Consider the following 22,198-nt stretch of genomic DNA (forward strand, 5'->3'; position numbering starts at 1 on the left):
GATTTATATCAATATAATGCATACTTTTCTACTTTTAACAACTCAAAATCTTTATAATCTAGTGAAAAAAAGGAACTTGAATCCAAGTCCCTTTTCAAAATACTTATTCTTTAAATATCTCTTCTAATTTTATTTTTAGCTAGCTTCGCTTACTTCTTCATCATCCGCAATTTCTTTATTTTCATTTTTAGCCAGTCCAAATCCATAGTAACAACAAACTAAAATTAATAACCATACTGGTCCAACAATAACTGCTATTAAAGTATCTGGACTAAAACACATAACCACTAATACAAAAAATAAGAAAGCCATACTTATATAATTAGTTAGTGGATATAATGGCATTGGAAATTTTAATTTAGATACTTGCTCTTTATTAAGCTTCTTTCTAAATTTCATCTGTGCTAATAGAATTATAAACCATACAAAGATTCCTGCAAAAGTTGCAACACTTGTAACATATGAAAATACTTTACCTGGAACAACATAGTTAAGGAAAACTCCTATAAGCATACAAAATGATGAAACCAAAATTCCGTTCTTAGGAACTTGAGCTTTGCTAAGTTCTCCAAACATCTTAGGCGCTAAACCTTCACGAGATAAGTTATAAAGCATACGACCTGTTGTGAATATTCCACTATTACAAGCTGACAATGCAGCAGTTAATACAACAAAGTTAATAATTCCAGCTGCAGCGCTAATTCCAAGATTACTAAATATTAAAACAAATGGACTTCCAATTGTTCCTATCTTGTCCCATGGATAAATAGACATCATAACAGCTAATGCTCCTACATAGAATATCATAATTCTCCAGAAAACCTTGTTTATAGCAGATGGTATAGTTTTATCTGGATTTTTTGCTTCACCTGCTGTAACACCAATAAGTTCAATCCCAACAAAAGCAAAAGCTACCATAGCTAATGCGCTAATAGGTCCACTAAATCCATTTGGAAAGAAACCTCCATTAGACCAAAGGTTTGAAATTCCTGTAGCAACACCACCATTACCTAATCCAGTTGTAATCATTACTACTCCTACAACTATCATTGCAATAATGGTTACAACTTTTATAAGTGCAAACCAAAATTCAAATTCTCCAAAAGCTTTTACTGCAACTAAATTTACAAGTGTCATACAAATAACAGCTCCAAGGGCTGATAGCCATTGTGGAATAGATGGAAACCAAAAGTTAATGTAAACACCTACTGCAGTAACTTCTGCCATACAAGTTACAATCCACATAAACCAATAAGTCCATCCTGTTAAATATCCAGCAAGAGGAGATATGTAGTCATTTGCATATGAACTAAAAGAACCAGCTACTGGTTTTTCTACTGCAACTTCTCCAAGGGCACGCATTATGAAAAACAATATAGCTCCAGCAACTATGTATGTTAACAACAAAGCTGGTCCCGCTTTATTTATAGCACCTGCAGATCCTAAAAACAATCCTACTCCAATGGCCCCTCCTATGGCCATTAATTGAATATGCCTTTCTTCTAAACCTCTATGCAATTCTTCATTTTCTACTTGTTTTTCTTCTTTCATAGTATATACTCCCAAAATTTATTTCTTCAAATTAAAATTGTAATGTGAATATTGTATCACTCTTAGGAAATAACTACAATTAACATGATATGTTTTAAACATATCTAATAATAAAATTCTTTTACCCTTTTAACCAAAAAAAGGTACTTTGTTATATTCAAACCAATGGATTAGCAAATTTGCATTTTCAACGATTTCGATTTTCATTTTTGCAGTCTTTTCCCCATAAACAATAAAAATATTTTTCCCACACTTATCTATCTTTTTAGGATTTAAAATAACTTGTTTTAACATCTCCTCTGTAAAATGGGCCCTTCTAACATCCCTTGTTGCCCTTTCAGTATACCTTATAGGATTTTCCACTGTTGGCTTTACTAATTCTTTAAATTCATTAATCATGGGTACTGCCACCTCCCTGCACTTAACTTTTATCATTTTAATTAAATCACCATAAATGTGAAAACATTTGACACATTTGTATTTTTTAAAGATCTTGTGTACTATAAACACACATCATATTGTTTATAAATCTACGTAATTTTCGTTAAAACATCTTTGCCTTTTCCAATGGGCACAACTAGAACAGCTCTAAAAAATTAGCACTTAATTCTTTTTGTAATTCCGCAATAGATATAATTACATAGCACAACTTGCAATAAATAATTAAAAACGTAATATCTGCCACAAAAATGTTGCTTAATATCTATCCACATTACTTATCATTAGTTTCTTTTATATAGCTCCATGTCTTCCCATTATCTTTAGATTCATATAGAGCCTTAGTCCCCCATTATAATCTCCATCTGAACCTTGTCCAACCAAGACATTAAGACTTCCATCTTTTTCATAAGGCATTTCAGGAAAATCAAAAGGATTATATGGTTCTAACCCACTTACTGTTACCTTAATTGGTAGGAAAGTTATCTTTTGGAAGGATGACCTCCATCTTGCGTTCCATATAACTCAACCGTAATACCACCACTATGAGATAAACATACGAATCCAACTTTATCTGATAAATAAAATTGCTCTGTATCACTACTTGCCTTTTTATCCGCCTCTTCTTCTTCCTTATTTTTCTTTAACTGTTCTTCTTGCTTAATATTAGCTAAGTCCTCTTCCAAAGCATATCTGTAAGGCATATATGTTTTTTCTTTTCCTGGTACGTATAAGGACGCAAAGTATCCAATTAATTCTGTAGGTGCTTTTGTTGCTGCCTTCACATTTCCATCAGTATTATATCCAAAGCTCTTCTTTCCATAATAAAGAATTCCAAAATGTTCTTCATTCCAGTATTCTATGGAATCCTTAATTGGAAGAACCTTCATCGTCTCAATAAATGGATCTAAAAGTTTTTCTTCGTTATAATCTTCATTAACATACCCATCTAAATTTACTATTATCTCATCTGACTTTTTACTATCATAAGAAATTAAGTAGCTTTTTAGTTGTCCCATGCTACTTTTCCCGTAAAGAAATGTATCATAAAACAGCATACAAGCAAGCAGTATATAAATATTACTGTTCATTTTTCCATACTTACATAAGGTATATAATTCATAAAATAAAATCCAATATACCATCATAAATAAGGGATTAATTATAGAAGATAAAAGTATTCTTCTTAGTTTAATTAGCATGTATTTCTTCATCTTTGCCTCTTCTCAACTATTTTGTTAATATATATAAGCTATACAACAAAATACTATTACTTCACCATTGTTGCCATGAAATAATTTTTCTTCAAAATTAGTCATTTAACATGATGCTTTAGTCATAAAAGAGAATAAAGAATATACTTATTCTTATTTGTTTATGATAATTATAATGTCCCTTTCAAAATTACTCATATAATCTGATAAATCCTTTTGAATTTCACATTTGTATTTATAAGAACTGTAATAATTTTTTCTATTAAAATGCTACAAAATTCAGCATATCAACTTAGGAAATGCTTTTTCCCCATTCATTTATAATTTCTAATGCAGGCATAAGCCCCTTGCATTTCTCTGTTAATGAATACTCAACATGAGGAGGAACCTTGTTATATTCTATCCTTTTTACGAGTCCATGCTGCTCTAAAGACTGTAAAGACCTGGTTAGCATAATGTTAGTTATTCCAGGTATACTTCTTTTAAGTTCATTGTATCTTAGTATCTTGTCTGTATATAAATTCCAAATGATTGGAATTCTCCACTTTCCCCCAATAACTTCAAGAGCATCAACAACTGGACATTTGCCATGACATATGTGTATTGTTTTTTCTAACTTTTCTTTCATAAAATAATCCCCCCAATTTAAGGCACAAAAATGTGCGTACTTGATATTTTGTTCCTATATAAAATATACTAATACCATATCAAATTATAGGTTTAGTGTAAATCATTAATAAAATGGGAGTGTGGAATTTTTGAAAAAGCTATTTTCAGAATTTAGTATTAAAAATGTAAAAATTAAAAACCGTATTTGTGTACCTCCAATGGTAGTTGGATTTTCTCCTGATGGATATGTAGCACCAGAAAATGTTGAACGTTATAAAAAATTAGCTCAAGGTGGTGCTGGATTAATAATTCAAGAAGCTACATGTATTAATGCTGATGGAAGATTATCTTCAAAACAACTTGGAATATGGGAAGATGGACAAATTGAAGGATTAAAGACTATAGTTGATACAGTTCATAAAGAAAACTGTGCTATATTTATTCAAATTCATCATGCAGGAGTTGTTGGAATATCTGAAGCTCCATTATGCCCAAGTGCCTATGAATATAAAAATCCTTTAAAAACTGTTGTTGGTCGTGAAATGACTATAGAAGATATAAAATCTATACAAAATGACTATATTAAAGCTGCCAGAAGAGCTTATGAAGCCGGCTATGATGGAATTGAACTTCATGGTTGCCATGGATATTTAATTAGCCAATTCTTAAATAAGAGAGTAAATAAAAGAACTGATGCATATGGAAAGAATCCTGAAAACTTTGTAACAGAAATATTAGAAGGAATTAGAAAAGTAACTCCTGAAGAATTTGTTGTAGGAATACGTTTAGGTGGATTTGAACCAACAGTTGAAGATGGATTGCATCATGCTAAAGTATTAAAAGCCAATGGCATAGACTTCCTTGACATTTCTTATGGATTCTTTAATGAACTAGAAATGAATGCGCCTGAAGGATATAAATTCTCTAATGCAGTTTATGCAGCTGAAGAAATTAAGAAAGAAGTTTCTGTTCCAATATTTGCAGTTGATGGTATCTATTCAGCCGAGAATGCAGAAGATATATTAACTGAAACAAATGTAGATTTAGTGGATATTGGTAGAGGGTTCCTTATAAATCCTAATTGGGCAAATGATGCTAAGGAAAGCAAAGATACTGGTAAGTGTTTAAAATGTGCTAAATGTATGTGGTTTGGCCAATCTAAAGTTTGTGCTGGTAAAGTTGTATTTGAACGAAATAATAAATAATTATAATACTTTTACTTATTAGAAAAGCTGATTTCTGTATTAAACAGAATCAGCTTTTTTGTACAACTTTTGCGCTTGATAAAAACTGATGATACACTGGTTGTGCCCTTGATTGAGGGGCATTTTTAACAACCTTTGCAGATTGTATTCTTACTATAACAGCACGTGAAAAACTATATTCAAGGATTGGAACATATTCTATTAATAATTCTATTCAGATAATAGAGTTTCAAATAGTTCCTTATTAAAGGAATAAATTATTTACTTCTAACACATCTTAAAATTTATATAATCTATATGCTTATTTTTTACTCGGTAACTTCATTATTCCATTATTCTTTTTTATCATGTTATATATTTTAGGGTATTTTTTTATTATTTTATTTTGATAACTCATACCAAATGTTAGTTTTACAAAGTAAAATAATAAAATCTCACTAATTAGATTTGCAATAGCAGTTAGCATAAATGATTCTAATAGATTAAATAAAACTCCTCCAATAATTATAAAAACTGTGCATGGAATTAAAGTAAAAATTCTTAATGATGCAATTCCATATATCCCCTGCTAATAATGGTCATTCATAAGTAGTTAACTCTATCTATATCCCTATGATAAATGGTACAGTTGACTTTATGTCAATATATTATTCTTTCTAAATCACCTTAAAAAACATAACCACTTGGAACATCTCATTCTATTCTTTTAAGTTTTATGGAAATTTAATTCATCACTCGCCATATACCTCTTTAGCTAATGCAAATGCTGCCCATGCATTAGGCCATCCTACGTAGAACGCAAGATGAGTGATAATTTCTGATATTTCCTCAGCAGTAACACCATTATTCTTTGCATTAGCAATATGATATTTTAAGGAATTATCAAATATTCCCTTTGTTATTAGTGCAGTTACAGTAATGATACTACGATCTCTTAATGATAATTTATCTTCTCTTGCCCATACCTCTCCAAAAAGAACATCATCATTTAATTCTGCAAATTTAGGTGCAAATGATCCAAGAGCATCTCTACCTGCTGTTTGTTTTTTCATAATTATATTCCTTCTTTCTGTACTATCCCGCAGCATATGCAGTCTTTAAAATTTCTAATATTTCATCTGCTGTCAATACTTTATATCCTCCTAAAAGCACAGTTGAATTTGCAATTAGTGGAAGTATCTCTTCTGTTGCACCAAGTTCTTTTATATTAGTTACTATACTGCATTCTTTCATAAAACTTTCCATAGCATCAATACCAGCTAAAGCAACTTCTTCCTTTGTCTTTCCAGTTTCATCTACAGCCCATACTTGCTTAGCAAAACGAACAAACTTATCTAAACCAAACTTATAGATATATCTGTAATATGGAAGTGATATTGCCGCAAGGCCCATACCATGTGCACAATCAGTATAAGCACCAAGTTGATGTTTTATCATATGCACTTCCCAGTCTTGTGTCTTGCTCAATCCCATAATAGGATTCATTGCAAGGGTAGAACTCCACATTAAATTACTTCTTGCTTCATAGTCATTAGGATTTTGTACTGCAATTCTTGCACTGTTGATAACAGAACGAAGAAGTCCTTCAATTAAATAATCACTAGTAACATCATCTTCACCTGAGAAATAAGCTTCCATCAAATGTGACATCATATCAAAGATTCCGCTAACCATCTGATATTTAGGTAGTGTAAATGTATATTCAGGGTTTAATATTGAAAATTTAGGATTCATTTCTGATGAAAAAACACGTCCCATTTTAAGTTTCACATCATTATTGGTAATAACTGATCCCCCATTCATTTCAGATCCAGTTCCTGCCAATGTAAGAATAGATGCAACTGATACTATTTTATTATCTACAGGTTCAAAGTTTACCCAGTAACGTGTCCAAGCATCTCCTTCGCAATATGCAGATGCGGAAATTGCCTTTGCACAGTCAATTACAGAACCACCGCCTACAGCTAAAATAAGATCTACATTATTCTCACGTACAAGTTTAGCTCCTTCCATGACTTTTTCATAAGTTGGGTTTGCCATAATTCCACATAATTCAACTATACCTTTACCATTTTCCTTTAAGATAGATATAACCTGGTCATAAAGTCCGTTTTTCTTAATGGCACCTTTTCCATAAGCAAGCATAATAGTATCACCATAATTTGCAAGCTCACTACTTAAATTATCTAAAGCTGATTTTCCAAAATGTATTGTTGTTGGGTTTTGATAAGTAAAATCTATATTCATTCTTTTCTCCATTCCTGCGCCTCTTTTGCGCATCAACATTTTTTATTTTAGTTTTCCATATTCCTCTTCAGATACAGGCTCTAACCACTCATTAGATGCTCCTTCTGCTGGAACTTCTACTGCAAGATGTGCAAACCAGCTATCTGGTGCAGCTCCATGCCAATGTTTTACTTCTGGCGAAATATTCACTACATCTCCTGGATGTAACTCTTGTGGTTCTTTTCCCCATTCCTGATAGTATCCTCTGCCAGCAGTACATAATAACACCTGGCCCCCCTTATGGTGTATATGCCAGTTATTTCGGCATACTGGTTCAAAGGTTACATTACCTATCCCTATTCCTTCCATCGTCAACATGTTTAAGTAGCTCTTTCCTATAAAATACTTTTCAAACATTCTATTTTCTTCTCCCATAGGGAATACTGTAGCTCTTTTTAATTCTTCTAAACTATTCATTAATATCACCTCCAAATTTTTTACTTTCCTATATTTTATGTTGTGAATCTTATACTAATTTAATTACGCAACAAAGAAATATTATATTTCCATCCTACTACTTAGAGCTAACTCCAAGTCAAGTTTTTTTATTTTAATCATTGGTCAGCAAAAAGCCCACCTATGAGCAATAGATTCATTTTTACCTAAAGGACTTTCTTCATATCCATCATGAAAGCAAACTAGTTCACTATCTTCAATTTCTTCACCTGTAATGTCAGAGTTTTTACTTTTCTTTTTCCTTTTATGTGTCTTCTTATTATTTTTGGTATCTAAAAATAAAGGAATATGCCCCTGATCGTTACAAACTATATCTTCACTTCCATTATTAATTACATTTATTTCTTTATTAAACTCATCATTAGTATCTTCTATTTTATTTTTATATTCCTCGTCCTTATTATGTATATCATCTTTCATATTAATTTCTTGCTCTTCTATTTTCTCTTTATTATCATTAAGTTTATTTTTCTCTTTAACTTTAATATTTTGATGTTTCACAAAATTTTTCACCCTATAAATCTTACCTTCATCAAATTCAATCATCTCTAAATCTATTAAAACATCTAAAGCTAATTTAATCTGATCTACATCCCTGTTAAATTCTATAGCCAAAGTTTCTACTGTATATGGAATATTTTTAGAAAGATATAAATTACCTTCCAAATTTACCTTTCCAGCTAAAGTTACAATTCTAGTCCAAACATAATGAATAAGGTCCCTTTCTGGTTTCATATCTATTATCTTAAATTTAGTATCATCGTACATATCAACTCTAAATTTCACATATTTTCTCTCTCTCATGAATTATCTTCCCCTTAACTTTTATTTTTTTATGCTTCTTCTATTTAAGATATATACTAAAATTAATAAAAGTTCAGTTAAATTCAAAAGTTTTTTTATTTAAAAATTAAATCATGACATAAAAAAACTGTAGATGATTTGTATTCACACAAAATCTATCTACAGCCCTATTTTCTTATACATCACTATTTTCAGTTGCTTCCTTTTACTATTAAATATACTTGTACTTTTTTATTGATATACCAACACCAATTATGAAAATTATTATTAGAGATACCATACAGAAAAGAGATGGTACATAATTTCTTCCTACATTTTCATGAGGACTAAGTAAAATTGGTGCGCTCCATGGATAAAATGATGCAATTTTTGTATTCACTACTACTAAATTTGCAAACGAAACAGAAATTATAAATATTATAGCAGGCAATACACTCTTTGACGAAATAGCTACAGCACTAACTATACAAATAAGCATAAAGTGAAATACCATCATTTTTATAAAAGCACCTAAATAATATAGAAAAATTGCTGCTGTTAAACTTTCATGTTTTATTAATAGACCTAATCCTATTGAAAGTAAGAATATGCCAACCAAGGTGCTAACTATAATAATGAAAATAAATAATAGCTTTGACATTAGAATTTTCATTCTGTTAATAGGATAAGTAAAAAGTATATTTATTGTTTTTGTTTCATACTCATGTCCAAAAGTATAAGCAGTTATTATTCCATAAACTATTGAACAGACAATATAATTTAAAAATGTTATTATGTTATTTAAATATCCATCCCATTCAACTAAATCATATTTTTCATTAAAAGCATACATTAAAAATGAAATAATAGTAGGAATACACAATACTAATAAACAATACTTTATTTTTTCTTTTCTAAACTTAAAGATTTCTTTCCTTACAAATCTAATCATAACTTTACTCCTCCTGAAAGACTTACAAAATACTCTTCAAGATTTTCTCTGCGATTAATTAGTTCAAATAACTCCAAATTATTATCTATTAATAGCTTACTTATAAGATTTGTTTTTATATTTTTTTCTTTTAAATCAATTCTTATATATTTATCTTCAATTAATTCACTATTCAAACCAAAGTGACTTTCTAAAATCTTTTGTGCTTTTTCTATATTATCAACCCTTATATCAGCATATTCTAAGCAGTTATTTTTAACTTCTTCCATAGCTACTTCTTTTAATAAAACGCCTTTATCTATGATTCCTAATTTATTTATCATAAGTTCAAGTTCACTTAAGATATGGCTGGATATTATTAATGTTAATTGATTTTCTGATGCAAGCCTTAATATAAATTGCCTAAGCTCTACTATTCCTAATGGATCAAGCCCATTTGTAGGCTCGTCTAATATTAAAAGTTTAGGCTCATGTAAAATTGCACGAGCTATGCCAAGTCTTTGTTTCATTCCCAATGAAAAATTTTTCACCTTTTTATTCCTATCTTTTAATAACCCAAGCTTTTCTAAAGATTTATCTATTGTCTTTTCATCTCTTATTCCCATATAATTTATGTGAAGCTTTAAATTTTCATAAGCAGTTAACTCTTCATACGATGAAGGAAATTCTATAATTGAACCAATATCCCTTAAATAAGAAATATCATTTCTTCTTACTTCACTTCCAAAAATATTAACACCTCCACTTGTAGGAGGAATTAATCCTAATATCATTTTTAACGTAGTAGTTTTCCCAGCTCCGTTTTTTCCTATAAATCCATATATATCTCCCTTTTCAACATTCATACATAGATTGTTTACACTTATCTGCTCTTTATATCTTTTAGTTAAATTTTTAGTTCTTAATATATATTCCATGCTAATCTCCTAAAAATTAAATCATCCATAATTTTTGCCTGTATTATTCATTGGATTATAATTTTGCACAGAACTTATTATAACATATTTTCAAAAATATTACATGTTAATCTAAGCTTGATTTTGCTCACTTGTAAGTATAAACATTCTTTCTTTAAAAAACATATTAAACAAGGCAATAGAACGACCTATACCAGGCACAGCTACTAAAGTTCCTAAACCAATACCGATTACTTTCCCTGAAAACACCATACCTATAGTAATGGCAATAATAACAGATGATATATCTACAATGTTCTTTGCAAATCCAAGATTTTTCCCAATTCTCTCCCCTAAAGCTTGTGTAAAACCATCTGCAGCATTAGGAACTAACTTCATTTCAACTGAAATAGCCACCCCTATTCCTGTAAGCACTATTGCTATCATAAGTAAAATTAGGTTTATTATAAAACTATCAATATTTATTTTTATCATCCCATCAAAAATATTAATCACTCTACTAAAAATAATACTCATAGGAATCTGTAACAAGTCGAGCGTTCTAACTCTCATTCCTCTAAGTGCTATCTGTCCAATTACACAAAATATATAAACACACAAAGTAGCATTACCTAAGTTAATTTCGAATATTTGCGAAATACTATAAGGAATTGCATTAATAGGAGAAACTCCAAGTCCAGTCTTTGTGTTCAAGGTAATTCCTAATGCAAGTAATACAAGTCCAATAATATACATAATTCCACGAAAAAATTTCTTCATATAAATTCCTCCATTCTCATAACATTCATTATATTGATTTTTAATCTAAAATTCTACTTTGTAAATTTATATCAAATATTTAAAACAAAAAATAATAGAAGCTATCTGTTAACAAATAACTTCTATATTTTACGTATTCTTATAAAGAATCTAGTTTAAAATGCTAATGAAAAGAAAATTAAATAGTGCAATAATTTTATTGCACTATTTAATCACCATTATTTAACTTTAAAAACCCCTCTATGTTTATTGATTCTTAAAAGATATATACATGCTTATTATGGCATCATTACTGTTTCTATTACATGTATAACTCCATTTTTCCCAATAATATCTTTACCTACAATCTTAGCCCCGTCAATATACACCTCATTATTCCTAACTTCTATTTTTGCATTCTTCCCATTTAACATTTTTATTTCCTTACCATTTAACTTTAATATTTCTTCTGACACGAGTCTTTGAGGTGTAACATGATAAGTTAAAATATTTTCAAGATTCTCCTTGTTGCCTGGTTTTAAAAGATCTTTCATAATATTTTCAGGAAGCTTTGCAAATGCATCATCTGTAGGTGCAAATACTGTAAATGGCCCTTGCCCCTTAAGTGAATCCTCTAACTCAGCAGCCTTTAAAGCAGCTACTAAAGTTTTAAATCTACCATCTCCAACAGCAATATCAATAATATTTTTTGAATTATCTTGTTGCTCCTTTTGTTGCGAATTTGTGACTTGTTCACTTGCGTAAGAACTTAACCCCACAGTGTTAAATAATAATACCATTATTAATATAGGTATTAGCTTTTTAATTTTCTTTTTCATAATAAATCTCCCTTTCTAAATTAAATTCAACGAACTTAGTATGCACAGTTACTTCTAGATTTATTAGACAATTTATAATTTTACATTTAATAATAATATATAAATAATTAATTATACTCTGAATAAAAGAACATTTTTAGCTACTGATTTTTCTGTAAATACCCAATATTTATGCATAAAATCTAATATAATGTAGATTACGATAATATTATTGTATTTTTTTATTTTTTAACATAAAATGTTAGCAAAGGTAGCTACTTTACATTTATATTCTTCATCTTAGCTTAGAATATAAATTTACGAAGTAAGCTTATTAATACATAAATAGATGATTTATTATACTTTACATAATAAATCGTTGTAACGTGAGACAAACTATCTTAGATTTTCTATTTAGAAAATGATGGATATATTAAATAAAAAAATATGAAAGGATGATTTTATAATGTTAAAATCAAAGTTATCTAAATTTTTCAAAGTATCTATACTAGCTGTAACTTTTCTATTTACAACTGCTATTTCTGGTTTAAATAACGCATCTGCAGCTACTACGCTATCATCTGACTTTAATCAATTAAACTCTACAAAAATTGTGTATGAAATGGGTGCAGGTTGGAATTTAGGAAATCAACTTGAAGCCACAGATGGGAATGGTAACCCTAGCGAAACAGCTTGGGGAAATCCTACAATTACAAAAACTCTAATCAAAAAAGTAAAAGAAGCTGGATTTAGAACAATTCGTATTCCTGTTTCATACTTAAATAAAATAGGTAGTGCCCCAAATTACACTATTGCTTCTTCTTGGTTAACTAGAATCAAAGAAGTAGTAGATTATGCATATAGCGAAGGTTTATTTGTAATTATAAATATGCATGGTGATGGTTATCCTACAGTTTCTGGATCATGGCTTTTATGTAATTCAAATGACCAAGCAACTATAAAAGCTAAATACCAAAAAGCATGGGAACAAATTGCAAATACATTTTCAAATTACAATGAACGTTTAATATTTGAATCAATGAATGAAGAATTTGATGGTACTTACACTCCACCAAACAGAACATACTACTCAAATATAAACGCTTATAATCAAATATTCGTTGATACAGTAAGGCAAACTGGTGGCAATAACAGTGCAAGATGGCTTCTAATTCCAGGTTGGAATACAAATATTGATTACACAGTTGGCGATTACGGTTTTGTTATTCCTACAGACAACTACAGATCAAATACAATTCCAAGTTCTGAAAAAAGAATAATGATATCAGCCCATTATTACTCTCCTTGGGATTTCTGTGGAGACCAATCTGGGAAAACAACCCAATGGGGACAAACTTCTAAAGACAGTACAAAAAAATCAACTTGGGGACAAGAAGATTATTTAAATTCACAATTTAAAGCTATGCACGATAAATTCACAGCACAGGGATATCCTGTTGTAATTGGAGAATTTGGTTCAGTAGATAAAACAAATGATGATTCCACTAACAATACTTATCGTGCTATATTTACACAAAAAGTATGTTCAACTGCAAAAAATTATGGAGCTGTACCTGTTGTATGGGATAACGGATATAATGGACAATATGGCTTTGGCTTATTTAATAGATCTAATGCTACTGTAACACAACAAGGGATTATTGATGCTATAATGAGCGTTGAAGGTGCACCTACCGTACTTAAAGGTGACGTAGATGGTGATGGTGAAGTATCAATGTCAGATTGTATTGCATTGAAGAAATATTTATTAAATCCTTCATTAAATATAAAAGAAAAGAATGCAGATATTAATGAAGATGGAGAAATAGACATTAGTGATTTATATGCCCTTTATGATTTATTATAATTATTAATAAAAATTAAAACTGGCAGTATGTTTATAACATATTGCCAGTTTTCTCATATCATAAAAGCAATTTAAATATTGCTGCCAAGTGATTCAAACTTATTAAGAATTTTTATATATATTTTGCATATCTTTTAAGAATCTTAGAAATAGGTAAAGCTAATATCAATCCAACGATAATTTGTGTTAAATTTCCAGGCATTGAAGCCACTGGTGTTATCCAATTCCCATAAAGAATTCCTTCTGTAATATAATATCCAAAAATCATCCAAGCACCAGATAAAATTATTCCAACTATATCTAAACAAAGACTATTTCCATCTCTTTTTTTACTCCATGCAATAGACCCAAGCATATACCCCATAACTCCTCTTACAACAAAGGTAAATGGTGCCCAAAGTGCCCATCCTGAAGATAAATCAAAAATTGCCATACCTACAGCTCCAGCTATAGCACCTTTTTCTTTTCCAAAGACTATTGCTGCAATAAATAACATCACAGTTCCCAAATGAACTAATCCACCATTAGATAAAAAGGGTAATCTAATATTAATAAATGCAGTTGATACAAAAACTAATGCTATTAATAGTGCTGTCTCCACCATGTCCTTCGTTCTTAACCTAACTTTTCCTTTACTTTCTTCCATTTTTTCTGCCCCACCTTTATTTATTTTTATAAAATCAATTTTGCTTATCTATCCAAGTATTTATAAAACAGACCCACTAATTCCTTATCACTATTAAAACCTAAATCCTTTAATCCATTATCAATGACATTTAATGCATAAACTATTTTATCTTGACGAGCATTTTCTCCCATATGTCCTATTCTTAAAATTTCATTATCGTATGGTTTCAATGATGTTATTATTAAAGTATTATATTTTTTTAACATATAATCTTTAAGCTTTAAAGCCCCTATATTTTCTGGCACTTTAACAGCAGTAACTGTATTAGAATAGCCGCCATTTAAAAATAACTGAAGACCATATTCCTTTATAGCTTTTCTTGTTGCATTTGCTATTTTTTCATGTCTAATAAGTACATTTTCAATACCCTCATCTAAAATATTATCCAATGCCTTACTTAGTCCCATAATATCGCTTATTGGCATTGTATATGGAAACCATTTATCTTTATAATAATTTTCCCAAATTGTTAAATTACAATAAAACCCTACTATAGGAGTTTTTCTATTCTTCATTGCTTCTTTAGCCTTTTCACTAATACTGACCATAGTTAATCCAGTTGGAGCTGAAAATGCTTTCTGTGATCCTCCTAAAGCTATATCAATTTTCCACTCATCAACTTTTATTTCTTCACCAGCCATTGCTGAAACAGAATCAACAACAGTTAAAATACCATATTTATTTAATAGAGGGCATATCTTTGATAAATTATTTAATACGCCTGTTGGAGTATCGCAATGGACTATTGTGGCATACTTAAAGTTGTGATCCTTTTCTAGAAACTCACTTAATTTCTTTTCATTTATAGAATTATCGTAGAAGTCTGAAAAATATACTCCTTCTCCTCCATACATTTTTACAAAGCCTTCAAACCCTCTTCCATAAATCCCATTATCTATCACAAGAACTCTATCACCTGCTTCTGTAAGAGATGCACATGCTGCTTCTAGTCCTAAAATACCTTCTCCACTTAGTATGTAAACTGGATTTTCCGTTTTTATAATTTTACCTATCTTATCACAAGTATTTTTATAGAACTCTACAAATTCTTCATCAACATCTGGATTAGTAGTTATCTTAGCTCTTTCTAATCTGACATTTTCTCTTACACTTGTAGGCCCTGGCGCATAGACAAATTTATTATTCATTAACAACACCTCCATCTTCTTTCTCCGCTTAATATTGATAAAATATCATATAAAATAAAAAAAGTAAATTGTACTGATACAATTTACTTTCTTGCTATACTATTTATTTAAAACTTTTTTACTTAGCAAAAACTCTAATGCAATTTTATATCTATTTAATACATTTTCATGATGATCATATTCATCCCAAACCATTTTTACATTCTTTATCCCAATTCTTCTTTTAAATATTTCATAAGATTCCTCAGAAAGCTTAGGTAAGTATTTATGTATAGTAATTTTATTTTTCCCCTCATTTCTACCTGCAATCATAATAAGTTTGAAATCATTATTTAGCATATTTTCTTCATTAATAAATTTAATCCAATTTTCATACCATTGAGAAGCACATATACTTGCAATTTCACCATAATCATCATTTTTATAGATTGAATATAATGAGACTAATGCCCCAAGAGAATACCCCATAATTTTTCTATCTTTTTTATCTTTGTTTACTCTAAATTCACTTTCAATATAAACCTGTAAATAACCTGATAAAAAGTCAAGATATTCGCCACCATTTCCTTTGAAATCCTGAAATCTCTTATCTAATGCTTTTGAGAACCATGGAGTATATTCGTTTACTCTATTCTTAGGCGTAATCCCTACTATTATATGCTCTTCTAAAGATCTCTTTAAAAATTCATCTTCTATATAATCAATTAATTCATTAAAAATCTTTTTAAATTTATCTCCATCAAGAACATAAATTACAGGATACTTTTTATCATTAGTTTTATATCCTTCTGGCAAATAAATGAACACTTCTCTATCCAATACTACTTTTTCTAAAATTAATCCTCTCACTCTTGTTTATCCTCTCTTTAATCTATTAAAAATAATCCACCTTCTGCTATTTTAATTTATTCTTTTAATACATTATAATTTTCATATTGTTGATAATAATTATCAATTACTATTAGTATATATTATTTTTTCTACCTATTCAAGGAATTATATTGTTATGAAAGATATAAAGAACTATCGCAAATAAATTTTAACTACTTTGGATTTGCGACAGCTCCCTTTTATAATTTATTATGATGTGCTAGTTTCCATCAAATATTTTTTAATTTAAATTATTGGTCTTATTAGCCTAATTGCATCTAACCCCATATAGCTATCAAGAGAAGAATCTAAAGCATTTGCAATTTGAGCCTCTATTGTAAATGTTCCATCTGCTGTAAAAGTGTGACTCCAATAAGTCCAAGGTGTATGCCCATAATCACCAACATCACTTACACTATAATTAAATGGTGTTGCTATTACATTATTTCCTGCTTTTATCCTTACTTTACTGTTATCATTAAAAGGTAAATAATCATTTGCCTTAAAAAATGCCCATCCTTCAATTTTATCTCCAGCCTTAGCAGCAAATGTTTGTGATATTGTTGTATATGATCCTGGACCATCTGTCTTCAACAAAGCAAAATAACATTCATCAATTGGTCTATAAATAAGTGTGGAAGATGGCTCAAAAATAGATACTGTTTCAGCAGATGCTCCTGTGGGAACAACTACATTCCAATCTGCAAAAGCATTCTCAAAACTTCCATTCCGTAGAGTTTCTACAATGTTCCCTACATTAATGATAAAGTTTCCTTTAATTTTTAGCGCATGATCTTCTCCATATACAAATTCTTCTGGACTATCAAATTGTAAATCCTTATAGCCAACTGAAACATGATAATTACTATTAAAATGCTCTAACACAAATCCAAGTATTCTATCTATGCGCATAGTATAAATTCCACTTATACTAGCATTGCTATCTGATATTCCCAATTGAGATGCCGTATATTGTGCACTTATTATATAATTTATAGATCCAACTACTCTCAATTTCTTTAATTTTAATTCATAATCTTTTACAACATGCTTTTTATTGCATGGATCATTAAATGTTATATCGGTTTTCTCTATACAAGGTTCTACTATACAATTTAAAGATGGCATTATAGAAATTTTCAAGCTATCCCAATCCCCACCAATAGATTTGGGTAAGAAATCCTTTGGTACATTAAGAAGGTTGTTGAAAGGTATTATATTTTTACAATCCCCTTTACAATCTCTAATACCACATTTATTGAAATTATACTTGTCAACTACTGATTTTGCTTTCATCTGGAGTTCCCCCTATGATTAATATTATTTTAAGAAAAACTCGTCCTTCTTCTTACTTATAATATATTCATTTACAATATGGCTTGATACAACTTTAGTTATGTAATCTAAATTTACGTATTTTCCCAAAAGAAAAAATAGGTTTGTAAAAAACCTATCTTTCCTAAATGTTTATTAAATTAAGCTTCATTTGTACTAAATGTTCCTTCTATAAAATTCTTAGGATTAAATACACGTTCTATTTTAGGTAATGTTATACCCAAAGTCTCCTTAAGAACATCCTCTACAGTTTCTACAGGTATTATAGTTATTTGTTCTTTTACCTCCTCAGGAACATCTTTTAGATCAATTACATTATCTTTTGGAATTAGAGCTTTTCTTATTCCAGCCCTTTGAGCTGCTATCAACTTTTCTTTAAGTCCTCCTATCGGAAGTACTGCTCCTCTTAATGTAATTTCTCCTGTCATTGCAAGTTTTGAATCTATCTTTATTCCTGTAACAAGAGATGCAAGTGCTGTAAATAATGTTATTCCAGCTGATGGACCATCCTTAGGAACTGATCCTGAAGGGACATGAATATGTAAGTCTCTTTCCTTAAAATTCATTGCATTTACTGGTAACCTTGATTTTAATAAACTCAATGAAATTCTTGCTGACTCCTTCATAACATCTCCTAATTGTCCAGTTAAAATAACTTGTCCATTTCCTGGCATATCAGTAGCTTCAATAAATAATATTTCTCCCCCTACTGCTGTCCATGCAAGTCCAGTTACAACTCCTGGTGCATTATCCTTTTGAGCTTTATCATGACTTGAAATCTTTCTTCCAAGTATATCATCTAACTCTTCTGCTGTAATTTTAAATGGTAGGTCAACCTTATTAGCTACAATCTTCTCTGCTGCTACTCTGGCAAGTGTTGCTAACTGCTTTTTAAGTCCTCTTACCCCAGCTTCTAAAGTATATTCACTAATAATTCTTCGTAGTCCTTCATCTTCTATAACAAGTTGTGTGTCGGCCAATCCATGTTCTTCAAGAACCTCTGGAATCAAATACTTTTTACCAATATGGAATTTTTCATTCATAGTGTAACTAGATATTTGAATTACTTCCATTCTATCCAATAGCGGTCTAGGAATGGTATCTAAAGAATTAGCTGTTGCTATAAAGAATACATCCGATAAGTCATATGGTAAATCTAAATAATGATCAGTGAAAGTATCATTTTGCTCTGGATCTAATACTTCTAATAAAGCACTAGCTGGATCACCATTATAGCTAGAAGATAGCTTATCTACTTCATCTAAAACCATAACAGGGTTTGTTACTCCTGCCTTTTTTATACTTTGAATAATTCTACCAGGCATTGCTCCTACATAGGTTCTTCTATGTCCTCTTATTTCTGCTTCATCTCTTACACCACCAAGACTTAATCTTATGTACTTTCTATTAAGAGCTTCTGCAATACTCTTACCTAAACTTGTTTTTCCCACACCAGGAGGTCCTACTAACAATAATATAGATCCTTTTTTATCCTTTTTAAGTTGCATAACTGCTAAATGTTGAATTATTCTATCCTTTACTTTTTGAAGACCATAATGTTGCTGGTTTAATATACTTCTTGCGCCTTCTAAATCAACTGTTTTTCCTTCATTCCTTTTCCAAGGCAACTGTATCAATAACTCTAAATAGTTACGTATTACATTATATTCAGAACTATTTGGACTTTGGTTTTGTAATTTTTCTAGTTCCTCTAAAGCTGTTTCACGAGCTTCATCTGGCATTTGAGCTTCTTCAATTTTTTTATAATAATCTTTATCTTTTTTAGCTTCTTTTCCTTCATTTAACTCATTTTGAATAGTTTTTAGTTGTTCCCTCAAAACTGATTCTCTATAATTTTTATTAGCTTTTTCAGTAAATTTTTGTGCCATTTCTAATTGTAATTTTATATGTTCTTTCTGCTTTAATAGATAATCCATAAACTTTAAGCCTCTAGCCTTTAAAGATTGAGTCTCTATTAAATCATATTTTTCTTCATTTGAAAGTGGCATAAAAGGTGCTAAAAGTCCAATAATTTTATTTAAATCCTGCTGTTCTTCCACACTTTCTATAAAATCTTCTGAACCTTTAAAATTCTCACTAATTTCTCTAGTGATCCTTTTAATGTAACTTACCATTTCTTCCTGATTTTTTTCTGTAATATCAACTATATCAGATGCAAATTCAAATTCTGCACTAATTAAAGCTTCTTCAAAGTTCATAGATTTTATCTCTACTCTATCTAATGCTAAAATTTCAATTTGATATCCTCTTCCCATTTTTTGAATTTTATTTATTTCAAATGAAACCCCTATACGATAAAAATCTTCTTCTTTTAAATTATTCTGATTGAAGTTTTGTTTTAAAGGTACTGCAACATTAACTGTTTCATCATTAGATAAATTTTCAATTTCCTTTTCACTAAATCTATTTAACCTTAAAATATGAGTCATTCCTGGAAGCAGAACTGCTTCTGATACAGGAATTACAACTCCTTGGTTATATTTTTTCTCTATATTCATCGTCTTAATCATCCTTTCTTTTGCTATTTAAATAAATGAGCATTCGTTTATATGTTTTTTAAAAAATAGCGAAACATTTCTGCTATTTACAAAATTTCTCGCTTACTCTTATATTAATCTCTATTTTATTAATATTGCATCTTGTATAATTTCAATCAATTCATTTAATAATTCAATCTTTTTATCATTATCGATACAGGAATTCATCACAATTGATTTAGTAGGATAAAAAAGTATTGCTCTCAAGTTATCATTTTCAAAATCTTTGAAAACTCCTCTTTTCTTCATTTCATCAAACAAGTTGTTAAGAATACTTATTCCATTTCTTGCTGAACATTGATTGGCTAATGCTGGACAACTAGCAAACTGATCAACAAAGTGAAAAATTTCATTATTATCATTGATATACAAATAATATTCTCTTACAAGTACCTCAATAATTTTTTCACCTTTGTTACAATTATTAAGTTTATCAAGCAGGTAATAAAAAACATCTTCAGAGTATTCACGATATATATCTTGCAACATAACTTCTTTATTTTCATAATATATATATACCGTAGCTGGCGAAACCCCAGCTTCTTTAGCTATCTTTGAAATAGATGTACCATGAAACCCTTCTTTAAGTATTAACTTAATAACAGCTTCTTTTATGCTTTGTTTCTTTTCATCATCTTTCCTTCTCATTTACACACCTCTATTGTTATATTTCTATAATAAACGAACGTTCTTTTATAGTCAAGTTTTTTATTACTTACCCTACATAGAGGACTAAATGTATATAAAAAACGCACAACAATCGGAATTTTATTGTTGTGCGTTACATATTATGAATTTATTTTTCTATTGCCTTTGTGATTTCATCAATCATAGTATTAGTTCCTGTAAATCCTCCAGAAGATACATACCATACTTGTGAATCAAGGTATATAATCCTATTGTTTTTATAAGCAGAAGTCCCTTTAATAATGTCATTATCTAGAGTCTTCTGAGCACTAACTCCTTTCCCTGTTACAGCTGATCTATCTACAACAAATAAATAGTCAGGATTTTTTTCTGCTAAATATTCAAATGATACATTCATTCCATGATTAGATTCTTCTATATTTTCATCTGCTTGTTTAAGTCCAAAATCTCTATGTATAATCCCAAATCTTGATTTTTCACCAAATGCACTTAAATTCCCTTCATTAGCCATTATCATAAGAGCTTTTGAGTTCTTTTCTTTAACTTTTTCATTAAGTTCTTTAATTTTAGTATCTATTTTATCTAATTGGTCTTTTACAACATCTTCTTTACTGAATATTTTACCTAAATTGTCCATATTCGCTTTAAAAGACTCAAAATAGCCTGTATCTGAGATACTTACATATAAAGTTGGTGCTATTTCTTTAAGCTTATCATACACACTTTCTTGTCTTCCTGAAATTATTATTAAATCTGGCTTCAATTCTTGTAACTTTTCAAAATTAGGTTCAAATAAAGTTCCTGCATCTACATATTTTTCATCTTTAAATTTACTTAGGTAACTAGGCAAACTACTCTTTGGAACAGCTTGTACCTCAATCCCCATAGTATCTAATGAATCTAATACACCATAATCAAACACAACGATTTTTTGTGGATTTTTCTTTATACTCACTTCTCCTAATTTATGATTTATAGTTATATTTTCTCCTCCATTACTCTTAGTTTCATCCTTTGTTGAACTAAATTTAGTATATGCAAAACCTCCTACCATAACTATTAATATAACCAATAGGGATGATATTATCTTTTTATTTGTTTTCATTATTTTTCTCTC

At 29.7% G+C, this 22,198-nt stretch carries 22 protein-coding genes; 2 read left to right on the plus strand and 20 right to left on the minus strand.

From position 1 onward, the window contains the following. Positions 1 to 135: 135 nt before the first annotated feature. The 5 genes from FAY47_RS17830 to FAY47_RS17845 form a co-directional block, all read right to left on the minus strand. The gene (locus FAY47_RS17830; RefSeq protein WP_143318280.1) at positions 136 to 1,551 is read right to left on the minus strand and encodes an amino acid permease; all 1,416 of its coding nucleotides are present in this window, start codon (positions 1,549 to 1,551) and stop codon (positions 136 to 138) included. A 129-nt stretch (positions 1,552 to 1,680) separates the two neighbouring features. Then, positions 1,681 to 1,950 (minus strand): hypothetical protein, encoded by a 270-nt coding sequence (locus FAY47_RS17835; RefSeq protein WP_143318281.1) that lies wholly within the window; start codon positions 1,948 to 1,950, stop codon positions 1,681 to 1,683. Between the two features lie 333 nt (positions 1,951 to 2,283). Then, complete coding sequence (locus FAY47_RS21250) at positions 2,284 to 2,406, minus strand: hypothetical protein (RefSeq protein WP_279232174.1); 123 nt, start codon at positions 2,404 to 2,406, stop codon at positions 2,284 to 2,286. A 65-nt stretch (positions 2,407 to 2,471) separates the two neighbouring features. Further along, positions 2,472 to 3,203: a hypothetical protein gene (locus FAY47_RS17840; protein ID WP_243129659.1), complete on the minus strand. Its 732-nt coding sequence runs from the start codon at positions 3,201 to 3,203 to the stop codon at positions 2,472 to 2,474. Between the two features lie 292 nt (positions 3,204 to 3,495). Next, complete coding sequence (locus FAY47_RS17845; protein ID WP_143318282.1) at positions 3,496 to 3,831, minus strand: helix-turn-helix domain-containing protein; 336 nt, start codon at positions 3,829 to 3,831, stop codon at positions 3,496 to 3,498. 121 nt (positions 3,832 to 3,952) lie between these two features. On the opposite strand from FAY47_RS17845, the gene FAY47_RS17850 reads away from it, so the two are divergent. Further along, positions 3,953 to 5,017 (plus strand): NADH:flavin oxidoreductase, encoded by a 1,065-nt coding sequence (locus FAY47_RS17850; protein WP_347562807.1) that lies wholly within the window; start codon positions 3,953 to 3,955, stop codon positions 5,015 to 5,017. Between the two features lie 731 nt (positions 5,018 to 5,748). Here FAY47_RS17850 and FAY47_RS17865 read toward each other — a convergent pair. The 8 genes from FAY47_RS17865 to FAY47_RS17900 form a co-directional block, all read right to left on the minus strand. Continuing rightward, complete coding sequence (locus FAY47_RS17865) at positions 5,749 to 6,069, minus strand: carboxymuconolactone decarboxylase family protein (protein ID WP_143318284.1); 321 nt, start codon at positions 6,067 to 6,069, stop codon at positions 5,749 to 5,751. 22 nt (positions 6,070 to 6,091) lie between these two features. After that, positions 6,092 to 7,264 carry an iron-containing alcohol dehydrogenase gene (locus FAY47_RS17870; RefSeq protein WP_143318304.1) on the minus strand — a complete coding sequence of 391 codons (1,173 nt, stop codon included), beginning with the start codon at positions 7,262 to 7,264 and terminating at the stop codon, positions 6,092 to 6,094. Between the two features lie 42 nt (positions 7,265 to 7,306). Beyond that, positions 7,307 to 7,720, minus strand: a complete 414-nt coding sequence (locus FAY47_RS17875) for a cupin domain-containing protein (protein WP_185966892.1) — start codon at positions 7,718 to 7,720, stop codon at positions 7,307 to 7,309. Positions 7,721 to 7,864: 144 nt separating this feature from the next. Beyond that, positions 7,865 to 8,563, minus strand: a complete 699-nt coding sequence (locus FAY47_RS17880; protein ID WP_143318285.1) for a phage replisome organizer N-terminal domain-containing protein — start codon at positions 8,561 to 8,563, stop codon at positions 7,865 to 7,867. Between the two features lie 211 nt (positions 8,564 to 8,774). Beyond that, positions 8,775 to 9,494, minus strand: coding sequence for an ABC transporter permease (locus tag FAY47_RS17885; protein WP_143318286.1), 720 nt, complete (start codon positions 9,492 to 9,494; stop codon positions 8,775 to 8,777). Beyond that, a complete protein-coding gene (locus tag FAY47_RS17890; RefSeq protein ID WP_143318287.1) occupies positions 9,491 to 10,411 on the minus strand; it encodes an ATP-binding cassette domain-containing protein in 921 nt (306 codons plus the stop codon). Before FAY47_RS17890 ends, FAY47_RS17885 begins: the two co-directional genes overlap by 4 nt. A 111-nt stretch (positions 10,412 to 10,522) precedes the next feature. Further along, a complete protein-coding gene (locus FAY47_RS17895) occupies positions 10,523 to 11,170 on the minus strand; it encodes a DUF6198 family protein (RefSeq protein WP_143318288.1) in 648 nt (215 codons plus the stop codon). Positions 11,171 to 11,448: 278 nt separating this feature from the next. After that, complete coding sequence (locus FAY47_RS17900; protein WP_143318289.1) at positions 11,449 to 11,988, minus strand: fasciclin domain-containing protein; 540 nt, start codon at positions 11,986 to 11,988, stop codon at positions 11,449 to 11,451. Between the two features lie 445 nt (positions 11,989 to 12,433). Between FAY47_RS17900 and FAY47_RS17905 the strand changes: the two genes are divergently transcribed. Continuing rightward, a complete protein-coding gene (locus FAY47_RS17905) occupies positions 12,434 to 13,834 on the plus strand; it encodes a cellulase family glycosylhydrolase (protein ID WP_143318290.1) in 1,401 nt (466 codons plus the stop codon). Between the two features lie 112 nt (positions 13,835 to 13,946). On the opposite strand, the gene FAY47_RS17910 is transcribed toward FAY47_RS17905, so the two are convergent. The 7 genes from FAY47_RS17910 to FAY47_RS17940 form a co-directional block, all read right to left on the minus strand. Next, positions 13,947 to 14,480 (minus strand): ECF transporter S component, encoded by a 534-nt coding sequence (locus FAY47_RS17910; RefSeq protein ID WP_143318291.1) that lies wholly within the window; start codon positions 14,478 to 14,480, stop codon positions 13,947 to 13,949. A 44-nt stretch (positions 14,481 to 14,524) separates the two neighbouring features. After that, entirely contained in the window at positions 14,525 to 15,670 is a 1,146-nt protein-coding gene (locus FAY47_RS17915) for an alanine--glyoxylate aminotransferase family protein (RefSeq protein WP_143318292.1), read from the minus strand. Between the two features lie 99 nt (positions 15,671 to 15,769). Next, a complete protein-coding gene (locus FAY47_RS17920) occupies positions 15,770 to 16,519 on the minus strand; it encodes an alpha/beta hydrolase-fold protein (RefSeq protein ID WP_143318293.1) in 750 nt (249 codons plus the stop codon). A 267-nt stretch (positions 16,520 to 16,786) separates the two neighbouring features. After that, positions 16,787 to 17,836: a hypothetical protein gene (locus FAY47_RS17925; protein ID WP_143318294.1), complete on the minus strand. Its 1,050-nt coding sequence runs from the start codon at positions 17,834 to 17,836 to the stop codon at positions 16,787 to 16,789. A gap of 179 nt (positions 17,837 to 18,015) precedes the next feature. After that, a complete protein-coding gene (lon, locus tag FAY47_RS17930; RefSeq protein WP_143318295.1) occupies positions 18,016 to 20,394 on the minus strand; it encodes an endopeptidase La in 2,379 nt (792 codons plus the stop codon). Positions 20,395 to 20,514: 120 nt separating this feature from the next. Next, positions 20,515 to 21,081: a TetR/AcrR family transcriptional regulator gene (locus FAY47_RS17935; RefSeq protein WP_143318296.1), complete on the minus strand. Its 567-nt coding sequence runs from the start codon at positions 21,079 to 21,081 to the stop codon at positions 20,515 to 20,517. A gap of 148 nt (positions 21,082 to 21,229) precedes the next feature. Beyond that, on the minus strand, positions 21,230 to 22,186 hold the full coding sequence (locus FAY47_RS17940) for a siderophore ABC transporter substrate-binding protein (protein WP_143318297.1): 957 nt from the start codon (positions 22,184 to 22,186) through the stop codon (positions 21,230 to 21,232). Positions 22,187 to 22,198 lie beyond the last annotated feature (12 nt).

The organism is Clostridium sp. HBUAS56017 (genome assembly GCF_007115085.1).
GTDB lineage: Bacteria > Bacillota > Clostridia > Clostridiales > Clostridiaceae > Clostridium > Clostridium cibarium.